This window comes from Promicromonospora sp. NPDC057488 (assembly GCF_042802395.1).
In the GTDB taxonomy this organism is placed as follows: domain Bacteria; phylum Actinomycetota; class Actinomycetes; order Actinomycetales; family Cellulomonadaceae; genus Promicromonospora.
This window is the reverse complement of sequence record NZ_JBHVEG010000051.1, coordinates 25,942-37,047: the sequence shown is the minus strand read 5'-3', so window position 1 is coordinate 37,047 and position 11,106 is coordinate 25,942. Positions and strand designations below refer to the sequence as shown.

The 11,106-nt window shown below is 73.8% G+C and carries 9 protein-coding genes; 3 read left to right on the top strand and 6 right to left on the bottom strand.

What is annotated here, in order from left to right; genetic code table 11:
- Window positions 1-57: 57 nt before the first annotated feature.
- From ACFU5G_RS12960 to ACFU5G_RS12935, 6 genes are read right to left on the bottom strand one after another with little or no spacing between them, the layout of a single operon-like run.
- Complete coding sequence (locus ACFU5G_RS12960; RefSeq protein WP_377244764.1) at window positions 58-2,247, bottom strand: ArnT family glycosyltransferase; 2,190 nt, start codon at window positions 2,245-2,247, stop codon at window positions 58-60.
- Window positions 2,244-3,620, bottom strand: coding sequence for a glycosyltransferase (locus ACFU5G_RS12955; protein WP_377244761.1), 1,377 nt, complete (start codon window positions 3,618-3,620; stop codon window positions 2,244-2,246). The genes ACFU5G_RS12960 and ACFU5G_RS12955 overlap by 4 nt, the downstream gene beginning before the upstream one ends.
- Window positions 3,621-3,674: 54 nt before the next feature.
- Window positions 3,675-4,373 carry a TetR/AcrR family transcriptional regulator gene (locus ACFU5G_RS12950; RefSeq protein WP_377244758.1) on the bottom strand — a complete coding sequence of 233 codons (699 nt, stop codon included), beginning with the start codon at window positions 4,371-4,373 and terminating at the stop codon, window positions 3,675-3,677.
- Window positions 4,370-6,064, bottom strand: a complete 1,695-nt coding sequence (locus ACFU5G_RS12945; protein WP_377244755.1) for a CotH kinase family protein — start codon at window positions 6,062-6,064, stop codon at window positions 4,370-4,372. The genes ACFU5G_RS12950 and ACFU5G_RS12945 overlap by 4 nt, the downstream gene beginning before the upstream one ends.
- A gap of 11 nt (window positions 6,065-6,075) precedes the next feature.
- Window positions 6,076-6,747: a DUF4956 domain-containing protein gene (locus tag ACFU5G_RS12940; RefSeq protein WP_377244752.1), complete on the bottom strand. Its 672-nt coding sequence runs from the start codon at window positions 6,745-6,747 to the stop codon at window positions 6,076-6,078.
- Window positions 6,744-7,610 carry a polyphosphate polymerase domain-containing protein gene (locus tag ACFU5G_RS12935; protein WP_377244749.1) on the bottom strand — a complete coding sequence of 289 codons (867 nt, stop codon included), beginning with the start codon at window positions 7,608-7,610 and terminating at the stop codon, window positions 6,744-6,746. Before ACFU5G_RS12935 ends, ACFU5G_RS12940 begins: the two co-directional genes overlap by 4 nt.
- A gap of 231 nt (window positions 7,611-7,841) precedes the next feature.
- Between ACFU5G_RS12935 and ACFU5G_RS12930 the strand changes: the two genes are divergently transcribed.
- Genes ACFU5G_RS12930 through ACFU5G_RS12920 form a run of 3 tightly spaced genes read left to right on the top strand, consistent with a single transcriptional unit; the run spans window position 7,842 to window position 11,106 of the window.
- Window positions 7,842-8,612: a response regulator transcription factor gene (locus ACFU5G_RS12930; protein WP_377244746.1), complete on the top strand. Its 771-nt coding sequence runs from the start codon at window positions 7,842-7,844 to the stop codon at window positions 8,610-8,612.
- On the top strand, window positions 8,605-10,158 hold the full coding sequence (locus ACFU5G_RS12925; protein ID WP_377244743.1) for a sensor histidine kinase: 1,554 nt from the start codon (window positions 8,605-8,607) through the stop codon (window positions 10,156-10,158). Before ACFU5G_RS12930 ends, ACFU5G_RS12925 begins: the two co-directional genes overlap by 8 nt.
- Window positions 10,159-10,218: 60 nt before the next feature.
- Complete coding sequence (locus ACFU5G_RS12920; RefSeq protein ID WP_377244740.1) at window positions 10,219-11,106, top strand: universal stress protein; 888 nt, start codon at window positions 10,219-10,221, stop codon at window positions 11,104-11,106.

The following is an 11,106-nucleotide window of genomic DNA, read 5'->3' as shown; positions in this document are numbered from 1 at the left end:
GGTCCAGGCCTGGACCGATCTCGATGCCGACTGCCGATCTCGCTGTTTCCTGACCTGTCAGATGTCCGCCGTGTCGCCGGACGCCTGGGTGGTCCCGGTGGCGGCCGTCAGGTCGTAGAGCGTGACGCCGTCGACCGTCGTGGCGGTGAAGTTCTCCTCCACCCACGCGGCGATCTCGCTGGAGGCCGACGAGCCGCCGTTCTGACCGCCGAACCCGCCGCCACCGATGAACCAGTGGATCTCCCCGTCGGCGACGTACTGCTGGAACTGCTCCAGCGTGGGCGACGGGTCGGACCCGTTGAAGCCACCGATCGCCATCACCGGCTCCTCCGTCTCCAGCTGGTAGGACGCCGCGTTCTGCGAGCCGACGGCGGCCGCGGCCCAGGTGTACCCGTCGACGTCCTGCAGCAGGAGCTGCGCCACCTCGTCGGACACGTCGGCGCCGTCGAGCAGGCCGCCCATGCCGCCGCCCCCGCCGCCACCCGTGCCGCCGTCCTGGCCGGTCTGGCCCTGGCCGCCGGGCGTGGTGCCCTGGGTGCCGTCCTGGCTGGTGCCCCCGGTCCCGGTAGGCGGCTGCATCTGACCGCCCTGTCCGCCCGTGGGCGGCTGCCCCATCTGGCCACCGCCGGCCTGGCCACCCTGCCCACCGGTCGGCGGCTGGCCCAGCTGGCCACCGCCCGCCTGACCACCCTGCCCGCCGGGCATCCCGCCCCCGCCCATGCCGCCGAACCCGGACGACACGGTCGGCCCGGCGGTCACGATGGACCCGGTGTGCGCAGTCGCGACGGTCTGCAGCGTGTACGCCGTCGGGCCGGCGAGCCCGGCCACCAGGGCGAGCACGGCACCGGCCCGGGCCAGCACCCCGGCCTGGGGCCGCAGGGCCGCCGCGACCAGCGCCAGCGTGCCGAGCACGCCCACGGCCAGGACGGTCCAGCGCAGCCACGGCAGCCAGTCGGCGCTGCGGCCGAGCAGCACCACGGCCCACGCCGTCGTCGCGCCCGACGCCGCCGCGAGCAACCACAGCGCCCACGGCCGGTTCCGCTCGGACCACAGGGTCCAGCCGCCGATGCCGACCAGGGCCGCGACCGGCGCGGCGAGCGCCACCGTGTAGTAGGCGTGGAAGATGCCGGCCATGAAGGAGAAGGTCACGGCGGTGACCACGAGCAGCGACAGCCAGCCCACGACGGCGGCGCGGCGCACGTCGGTGCGCGGCGCCCGGCCGCGGGCCCACAGGGCACCGGCCGCGAGGATCAGCGCGGCCGGGATCAGCCACGTGATCTGGCCGCCGTTCTCGGCGTCGAACAGGCGGGTGAGGCCCGTGGAGCCGCCGAACCCGCCGCCCATGCCGCCGCCCCCGCCGACGGAACCCTCCTCGTCGCCGGTGATGCGGCCCAGGCCGTTGTAGCCGAAGGTCAGCTCCAGGAACGAGTTGGTCTGCGAGCCGCCGACGTAGGGGCGCAGCGAGGCGGGGACGAGCTCGACGAGCGCGACCCACCAGCCGCCCGCCACGACCATGGCGCCGAGGCCGAGCAGGCTGTCGCGGATGCGGCGGCCGATGCCGACGGGGGCGGCCCAGAGGAACATGACCGCGAGGCTGGGCAGCACGAGGAACGCCTGGAGCTGCTTGGTCAGGAACGCGACGCCGACCAGGGCGCCGGCGAGGACCATCCACCGGGTGGTGCGGGGGCCCTCGACCGCGCGCAGCACGGCGGCCACGGCCCCGGTGAGCAGGAGCAGCAGGAGCGCGTCGGGGTTGTTGAACCGGAACATCAGGGCCGCGACCGGGGTCAGGGCCAGGGCGGCGCCGGCGAGCAGGGCGGCCTGCGCGGAGAAGGCACGGCGCACGCTCGCGTACAGGACGCCGACCGTGGCGACGCCCATCAGCGCCTGCGGCACCAGGATCGACCACGACGACAGGCCGAACAGCCGCACCGACAGCGCCATGACCCACAGGGAGGCGGGCGGCTTGTCCACGGTGATGGACCCGGCGGCGTCGGACGCGCCGTAGAGGAACGCCGTCCACGACTCGGAGCCGGCCTGCACGGCCGCGGAGTAGAACGAGTTGGCCCAGCCGGAGGCGGACAGGCCCCACAGGTACAGGACGGCGGTGACGAGCAGCAGGCCGAGAAGCGCGGGGCGCTCCCAGCGGGCGCGGGTCGCCACGGGGGCGGCGTCGGGGGCGACGTCGGCGGGCGGCTGCACGACGACGGGCACACCGGGGCCGGGGTGTGCGTGGACGGCGGTCATGACGGGTTCCTCTCGGAGGCGGGGACGGCGGTGAGGACGGCGGACGAGACCGGAGCAGGCTCGGGGTCCGGTGGCGCTGGTGCGGCTGTTGCCGACACCGGGCCCGGGCGGAACACCCAGACCCGCAGCAGCACGAACCGCAGCAGGGTCGCGACCAGGTTGGCGGCGACCAGCACGCCCAGCTCGACGCCGCGGCCGGCGTCGGGGGCCGCGGTGTGCAGCACCCACAGCGACCCGGCGGTCAGGGCCCAGGCCAGCGCGAACACCACGAGCCCCTGGCCGTGGTGCGTTCCGAGCCGCGTGGGGCCGCGCACGCCGAAGGTCAGGCGGCGGTTGGCCGCGGTGTTGGCGACCGCGGTGAGGACCAGGGCCGTGAAGTTCGCGGCCTGCGCGCCGGTGACCGGAGCGAGCAGCAGGTAGAGCAGCACGTAGGCGATCGTGCTCGCGGCGCCGACCAGGCCGAACCGCACGAGCTGGTGCAGCAGCAGGGCGCGGCGAGGTTCGAGGGGGCCCGGGCCGGCGCCGGCCGGGTCGCCCGCGGCCGGCGCCCAGACGGCGCCCGGCAGGTGCCCGCGGACCTCGGCCAGCGGCAGGCGGCCCGAGACCAGGTCGCGGCCAAGGCGCGCGATGCCGCGCACGTCCGCGAGCGCCGTGGCGACGATGTCGACGCGGCTGTCGGGGTCGTCGACCCAGTCCACGGGCACCTCGTGGATGCGCAGGCCCGCGCGCTCGGCCAGGACCAGGAGCTCGGTGTCGAAGAACCACTGCGTGTCGGCGACCAGCGGCAGGAGCTCGCGGGCGGCGTCGGCCCGGATGGCCTTGAAGCCGCACTGCGCGTCGGAGAACCGGGCGGCCAGGGTGCCGCGCAGCAGCAGGTTGTAGCCGCGGGAGACGATCTCGCGCTTGGGGCCGCGCACGATGCGGGAGCCGCGGGCCAGCCGGGTGCCGATCGCGAGGTGCGAGTGGCCGGAGACCAGGGGCGCCACGAGCGGCAGCAGGGCGGACAGGTCGGTCGACAGGTCGACGTCCATGTAGGCCAGCACCTGCGCGTCGGAGGCGAGCCAGGCGGTGTGCAGCGCGCGGCCGCGGCCCTTGGCGTCCAGGTGCAACACCTGGACGCCGTCGAGTTCGTCCAACAGGCGGCGGGCGACGGCGAGGGTGCCGTCGGTCGACGCGTTGTCGACCACGGTGATGCGGGCCGGGTAGGGGAAGCGGGTGGTCAGGTAGGAGTGGGCGGCGCGCACCGCGCGCTCGAGGCCGTGCTCCTCGTTGTAGACGGGGATCACGAGGTCGAGCACGGGAGCGGCGGGAGCGCGGCCGGCGTCGCCGGGCGCCGGTCGGGGACCGGCATCGGAGGAGAGTGATGAGTCCATACCGGCGATCGTGCGGACCGAGGCTCGGGTGAAACTGTGGTCAGGCTATGCGTCTCATGTGTCCCGCCGCCGGGCGACCCCGCCCGGCCGGGCGGTGCGGCCGGGGGCCCCGCCGCGCGGGACGGCCCGGGTCCGGTCCCGCGCCGGGCCGACCAGCAGGTCCTGTGCCAGGCCGAGGCTCCGCCGCAGGTGGTCGCCCCAGTGCGCGGCAGGGCTGTGCCGGACCGACCAGAGGGCGTGCCGCAGGATGCTCGTGGCGAGCGCGGCGGTCAGGTGCGCCCGCTCGGCGACGTCGTCCGGCGTCAGGCGCGGGTCGCGCCGCAGCCGGCGCTCGACCGCCTCGCGCTGCCACGAGCCGCGGGCGTCGGACCGGTCCAGCTCCCGGGCGCGCAGCGCGGGGTTGCCGTCGATCAGCTCGAACCGGCGCCGGAACAGCTCCAGGTCGCCGACGGCGTCCCGCGCGCCCGCGACCATGAGCGCCAGCAGGTCGCCGAGCAGCGGCCCGTCCGCCTGGACGAACGCCTGGACCGCCTGGGGCGAGGGGCAGGGCGGGCGCCCCAGGATGGCGGCGTCCTTGCTGCCGAAGTAGTTGAAGAAGGTGCTCTGCGCGATGTCCGCCGCGGCGCAGATCTGCCCCACCGTGACGGCTTCGTAGCCGTGCCGCAGGCACAGGTCGATGGCGACCTCCTCGACCCGCGCCCGGGCCGCGGCGCGCTTGCGCTCCCGCAGCCCGGGCGGCCTGTCCTCGCTCATCCGTTCCCGGCGGCCGGGTCGACGGCGTCCGGGTCGGCTTCGTTCGGGTCGGCTTCGTTCGGAGCAGTCTCGTCCGTGGCCGTGAGCGCGGTGCGGACGGACTCGGCGTCGGCGTCGATCGTCGCCTGGTCCACGCCGTCGGTGACCGGCACGCGTGCCGCGACCTCGTCGACGAGCCGGCCGGCCGCGCCGCTGTCGACCCACTCGGCCGTCAGGTCGGCGACGGCCTGGTCGATCAGCGCCGCGAGGTCGGAGTTCTCCTCGAACCGCGTCACCAGGGCGTTCTCGCCCATCATGCCGCCGCCCCCGCCGGGACCGGCTCCGTCCGCACCACCAGGCTGGAAGCCCTCGGGCGCCTCCATGCCCTCCGGGAGCTCCATACCTTCTGGGAGCTCCATGCCTTCGGGAAGCTCCATGCCCTCGGGCAGCTCGGCGCCGTCGGGCAGGGTCGGCATCGCCGCCCCGCCGCCACCCGCGCCGCCCGCGCCGCCCGGCATCGACATGCCGCCGAGCGCGAGGTTGAGGTCCCACGAGACCACGCTGATCAGGTGGGTGTCGAGGTCGTAGTAGAGGTAGGCGTTCCGGCCCGGGCCGGACATCGTGTCGAAGTTGCCGAGCACGTCCTGCGTGCCGAGGTAGGTCGCGAACGACTCCACGTCCAGCCACTGGTCTAGGTCCCGGGCGAACTCCTCGTCGGAGGCGTCGTCGAGCCACTCCAGGAACGACACGAGCGGCTGCAGGTCCTGGCTGCCGTTGAGGTTGACCTGCTTGAAGTCGTCCGCGTACTCGGTCTGGTCGTCGCCCTGGTAGGTGAACGAGCTCGTGGACAGCAGCTTGTAGAGCACCCCGTCGCCGTCGAGCCCGGCGGCGTACTGCGGGTCGGGGTTCTCGACGACGAGGCGCGTCGTCGTGGGGCGGTCGTTCACCGTGTAGGTCGTGAACGAGTAGTCCTGGGTGGGCTGGCCCGACTGCTCCGTGAGCTCCAGCGCGACGGCCTCGTTGAGCGACGACGTGCTCGACGCGCTGGCCGGCCGGATCGAGAGCTCCGTGCGGCCCTGGTAGGCACGGCCGGGCTGGTTCTCCTCGAAACTGACCAGCAGCGGCAGGTTCTCGGGCTCCTCGGTGCTGAGCGAGGAACCCATCCCGGCGAACCCGCCGGCCGCGCCGCCCTCGCCGCCATCGGGCATCTCGCCGCCCTCCGGCATCTGCGGCATGTCGGCGCCGCCCTCCGGCACCGCGCCCCGCATGCCCCCGCCGATCCCGCCGGGCGCCCGCTCACCCTCGGTGTCGGACCCCGCCCGGTCGTCGACCAGCGACGACAGCGTGGAGTTGCCCTTCAGCCGCACCGCGACGGAGTCGATCGTGGTGCCGTCGATCGTGAGGTCGGCCGTCATCCACTCCTTCTCGCCCTCGGCGAAGTAGGCGTCGAGCATCCGGTCGTAGTCGTCCTGCGAGTAGGACAGCGAGACCTCGTGGTCCACGGCGTCGTCGAACAGGTCGACCGTGCCCTCGATGTTCTCGGTGACACGTTCCTCGTCGGTGACGGCGGCCGAGCTCGTCGAGTACGGCCGGACCGTCACGTCACCGAAGATGGTCAGGGCGACCACGACCCCGGCCAGGCCGGCGGTCAGGGGGATCCAGTGCTGGCGCAGCCGCACCGGGAGGCGTTTGCGCAGGTCTGCCAGGGTCATGGTCGTCCTCCTCACATGTCGGACTGGTCGTAGCCGGTCAGGACCGTGACCTTCTGCCCGGAGTTGATCTCGCCCAGCGCCTCGATGATCTCCGCGGTGGTGACGCCGGGCTTGAGGCGCACGGAGTAGAACAGCTCGGTCAGCGCGCCGCCGCGCACGGTCTCCACGCTGACGAGCTCGAACTCGCGGGTCGTCCGCACCAGGGCGTCGGCGACGTCCTGCTGGTAGCGGGGCTCCGGCGGCACCTGGACCTTGACCACCTGGCGCTGGATGTCGAGCTTGAACCAGTCGAACCGCTGCATCAGGAAGATCACCAGCAGGATGACGACGGTCGCGGCCGCCGCCAGGAGGTAGAACCGGGTGCCGACCGCCATGCCGATCGCCATCACCAGGAAGATGAACCCGACGTCGCGGGTCTCCTTGATCGCGTTGCGGAACCGGATCACCGACAGCGCGCCGACCAGGGCGAAGGCGCGGGCGATGTTCGACCCGACCACCAGCATGATGACGGCGACGACCATGCCGATGATGACGAGCGTCTGGACGTAGGACTGGCTGTAGGAGATGTTGCGGTGCGTCCTCTTGTACACCCAGCCGATGGCTGCGGACAGGACGAACGACAGCACCAGCGTCATCGTGACGTCGAAGACGGAGAAGGTTCCGCTGAGGTCTTGGAGATTCATCGGGCGAGGACACTCTTTCGGTCGGTGGCGTCGGGGACGCCGTTCGGGGTGGCCGGGTCGCGCAGGATCGCGTCGACCTCGTCGGGGGCGTGCATGGTCGAGCGGGGCGCCAGGCCGAAGGCCTGCACGCTCTGGCAGTACTTGGAGATCCGGACGACGTCGAGGCTCATCCGGGCCGTCAGGTCGGTGACCCAGCCGGGCACGCGCTCGTTCGCCTTGACCTCCAGCACCGACAGGCGCGGCGGGAGCGTGAGCCGGCTGAGGCTCTCGGAGGAGAGGTGGAAGTCGCGGTCCCGCCCGCGCAGCCGGTGGTCGAGGGTGACGCGCAGGCCGAGGTCCGCCTCGCGCCCCACCCACGCCTCGCGGTGGTAGCCGGTCGTGACGGTCGGGCGCAGCTCGAGCTCACCCACCAGGGTGGTGACCTCGTCCAGGAAGGCCCGCTCCCGGGTGCTGATCGTGCCCGTCGGCTCGTACCCCTCCGGCGAGCACAGCGCCAGCGCGTCGCGGTAGGGCAGCGCCACCCGCCGCTTCTGGGTGACCCGGTTGACGCGCTGCTTGATCTCGACGAACACGTCCGACTCCGGCGTGAGGTCGTCGGCCGTGCCGTAGTGCCGCACGCGCAGCTTGCGCCGGAACTTCAGGCCCTCGATCTTCTCCCAGTAGAACTTCAGGTGCGCCGTGTCGTAGTAGACGCTGGTGATCGGGTAGCCCGCGTCGCCGGAGTAGGCGTCGACGTCCATGTGCCGCACCAGCTCGGCGCGGAGCTCGCCGGCCTGGTCCTGCGGCACGAGATACTTGATCTCGAACCGGTTGAACGCGTGCAGCCGGCTCGCGGTGGCCGTGCGGGCCGAGCTTGATCGCACAGGCCAGCTCCTCTCGTTGGCGGCCGGGCCGCCGCGGTGAACGGCGTCTGACCAGCAGATGAACACTGAGGAAACCGAGCGTGCCGGGTGAAACTATGCGTGGGCTGGAAACGTGGAGGCGAACGTGGACCGACTCCATCCAGCGCCCGCCCGGGCACCGGGAGCCGATGACATAGGCAACCCACAGGTTCAGCACAGGAAAGCCACCGGCTCGGGGTCCACGCTGGTGTCATGAGCCTCGCACCCCTGCACGGCGGCACCGCCGACCAGCCGCGCCTGACCCGGGCCGACGGGTCGCCCGTCCGGGCGCTCGTCGTCGACGACGAGCCGAACATCGCCGAGCTCCTGACGTCCGCCCTGCGCCTGGAGGGCATGGACGTCACCACCGCCCTGGACGGCAACACCGCGATCCGGGCCGTGCGCGAGTCCGTGCCCGACATCGTCGTGCTCGACATCATGCTGCCGGACATGGACGGGCTCACCGTGCTGCGCCGGTTGCGCCAGCACGGCGACCGGATCCCGGTGCTGTTCCTCACCGCGCGCGACGCCGTCGAGGACCGCGTCACCGGGCTCACCGCGGGCGGCGACGACTACGTGACCAAGCCGTTCAGCCTGGAGGAGGTCGTGGCCCGGCTGCGCGGCCTGCTCCGGCGCGGGGGCGCCACCACGCGCGACGAGGACGCCGTCCTGACCGTCGGCGACCTGCGGCTGGACGAGGACGCGCACGAGGTGTGGCGCGGGGACGACGAGATCCACCTGACCGCCACCGAGTTCGAGCTGCTGCGCTACCTGATGCGCAACGCCCGGCGCGTGCTGTCCAAGGCGCAGATCCTCGACCACGTGTGGAACTACGACTTCGGCGGGCAGGCCAACATCGTGGAGCTGTACATCTCCTACCTGCGCCGCAAGATCGACAAGGGGCGCGAGCCGATGATCCACACCCTGCGCGGCGTCGGGTACGTGCTGCGCGTCGCGAAGGCCACGGACGAGGCCCGTGCCTGAGACCCCGGCCCCGCGGCCCGCCAACGTCCGGGTGACCCGACGGCCCGCCGGCCGACGGCCCATGACGCTGCGCCGGCGGCTGGTGCTGGTGCTCGCGGCCGTCGTGCTGGTCGTGACCGTCGGCCTCGCGGTGGCCTCCACGGCGGTGCTCCGCACCCAGCTCGTCACCGAGCTGGACCGCGGTCTCGACCAGGCCAGCGAACGCGTCACGGACGGCCCCGTGATGCCGCCCGGCGAGGACTCCGGCGGGCGGCCCGTACCCGAGCCGGAGCAGAACAGCGGCACACCCACGCTTCCCGCCGGCATCGGCCCCGGCAGCATCGTCGTGCGCTACGACGACGACGGCGAGCCAGGGCTGGCCGCCCACATCACCACCTCCCTCGAACGGGTCGAGCTCGAAGACGAGCAGGTCGCCGAGCTCACCGCCGTCCCCGCCGACGGGCGCCCGCACGACGTCCAGGTGACCGGCCTCGGCTCGTTCCGCGCCGTGCACCGCACCACCGCCGCCGGGCAGCCCTCGGTCGTCGCCACGACCACGGCGTCCGTGGACACGACCGTGCAGCGCTACGTGCTGGTCGAGGCGGCGCTGGGCGTGACGGCGCTGCTCGCCGCCGTCGGCGTCGGCGCCTGGCTCGTGCGGCGCTCCCTGCGCCCGCTCGACGACGTCACCGCCGCCGCCAGCCGCGTCTCCGAGCTCGAGCTGTCCCGCGGCGCGATCGCCGCCATCCCGCGCGTCCGCGCCGACCTCACCGACGAGCGCACCGAGGTGGGCCAGGTGGGCGCGGCGCTCAACCGCATGCTGGAGAACGTCGAGGTGTCGCTCCAGGCCCGGCACGACTCCGAGACCCAGGTGCGCAGCTTCGTCGCCGACGCCAGCCACGAGCTGCGCACCCCGCTGGCCTCCATCCGCGGGTACGCCGAGCTCGTGCACCGCGCCCCCGAGGACCTCGGCCCCACCACCGAACGGTCGCTGGACCGCATCGAGTCCGAGGCGATCCGCATGACCGGCCTCGTCGAGGACCTGCTGCTCCTGGCCCGGCTCGACGCCGGACGCCAGCTCGACCGCTCCCCCGTCGACCTGGCGGCGCTCGCCGTCGACGGCGTCATGGATGCCCACGCGGCCGCCCCGGACCACACCTGGACCCTCGACCTCCCCGACCCGGCAGGCGAGGACGACCTCGTCGTGACCGGCGACGAGGCGGGCCTGCGCCAGGTCGTGGCCAACCTGCTCGCCAACGCCCGCACCCACACCCCGCCCGGCACCCGGGTGCGCGTGGGCCTGGCGCGCGACGGCGACGCCGTGGTCCTGGACGTCACCGACGACGGCCCCGGCATCCCCGTCGGGCTGCGGCCCGCGCTGTTCCACCGGTTCACGCGCGGCGACGTGGCCCGCAACCGCACCGGCGGCTCGACGGGCCTGGGGCTCGCCATCGCGGAGGCCATCGTGACGGAGCACCACGGGACCATCTCCGTGCGGTCGGCCACGGCGGACGAGGACGGCGCCCCCGGCACCACGTTCACGGTCCGCCTGCCGCACCCGGCGTGAACGCCCCGCCGGTGCTAAGAAGGAACGGTCCTGGTCGCCGTACGTGAGGAGCGGGTCCCGATGACGGAAGCACCGAGCAGGCCGGTCGTGGTGGGGGTGGACGGCTCGGCGTCGAGCACGCAGGCCGTCCGGTGGGCGGCGCAGGAGGCCGTGCGCCGGGACGTGCCCCTCGTGCTGCTGAGCGTGTGGACGCCGATCCCCGCGGCCGTGCCCCACGCACCGGCCCTGTCCCCCTACGAGGACGAGCTGATCAAGCAGGGCCACCGCTGGCTGGAGAACGCCGTGGCGACGGCGGAGGAGGCCGCGCCCGGCGTCCGCACCAACATGCTGCAGGCGACCGGCTCCCCGGCCGCGCGCCTGATCGGGCAGTCCGCGGCGGCGGACCTGATGGTGGTCGGCTCGCGCGGGCTCGGCGGGTTCAGCGGGCTGGTGATCGGCTCGATCGCGGTGGCGCTCGCGACGCACGGGCTGAGCCCGGTCGTCGTCGTGCGCGGCGAGCAGGCGGAGTCGCCCGCGCCGGACGCGCCCGTCGTCGTCGGCGTGGACGGGTCGCCGACCAGCCGGTCGGCGATCGAGTTCGCCTTCGCGGCCGCGGCCGCGCGGCGCGTGCCCCTGGTGGCCGTGCACGCCTGGAGCGACCTGCCCGTGCCCAACGGCTGGGAGATGGAGCTCGGGCCGTGGCCGGAGATCGAGCAGGAGCAGGCGGAGCTGCTGGAGGCGAACCTCGCCGACGTCCAGGCCCGCTACCCCGACGTGGAGGTGAAGCAGGCGCTGGTCCGCGACGCCCCGACCCGCGCCCTGCTCGAGGAGGCCGCGAGCGCCCAGCTCGTGGTGGCGGGTTCGCGGGGGCGCGGCGGGTTCCGCGGCCTGCTGCTGGGCTCGACCAGCCAGGCGCTGATCTACCACTCCCCCTGCCCGGTGGCGGTGGTCCCGCCGCCGCGGGGCTGA

Coding starts and splice junctions, on each gene's coding strand:
- ACFU5G_RS12960 (WP_377244764.1), bottom strand. CDS start 2,247: ATGACCGCCGTCCACGCACACCCCGGCCCCGGTGTGCCCGTCGTCGTG.
- ACFU5G_RS12955 (WP_377244761.1), bottom strand. CDS start 3,620: ATGGACTCATCACTCTCCTCCGATGCCGGTCCCCGACCGGCGCCCGGC.
- ACFU5G_RS12950 (WP_377244758.1), bottom strand. CDS start 4,373: ATGAGCGAGGACAGGCCGCCCGGGCTGCGGGAGCGCAAGCGCGCCGCG.
- ACFU5G_RS12945 (WP_377244755.1), bottom strand. CDS start 6,064: ATGACCCTGGCAGACCTGCGCAAACGCCTCCCGGTGCGGCTGCGCCAG.
- ACFU5G_RS12940 (WP_377244752.1), bottom strand. CDS start 6,747: ATGAATCTCCAAGACCTCAGCGGAACCTTCTCCGTCTTCGACGTCACG.
- ACFU5G_RS12930 (WP_377244746.1), top strand. CDS start 7,842: ATGAGCCTCGCACCCCTGCACGGCGGCACCGCCGACCAGCCGCGCCTG.
- ACFU5G_RS12920 (WP_377244740.1), top strand. CDS start 10,219: ATGACGGAAGCACCGAGCAGGCCGGTCGTGGTGGGGGTGGACGGCTCG.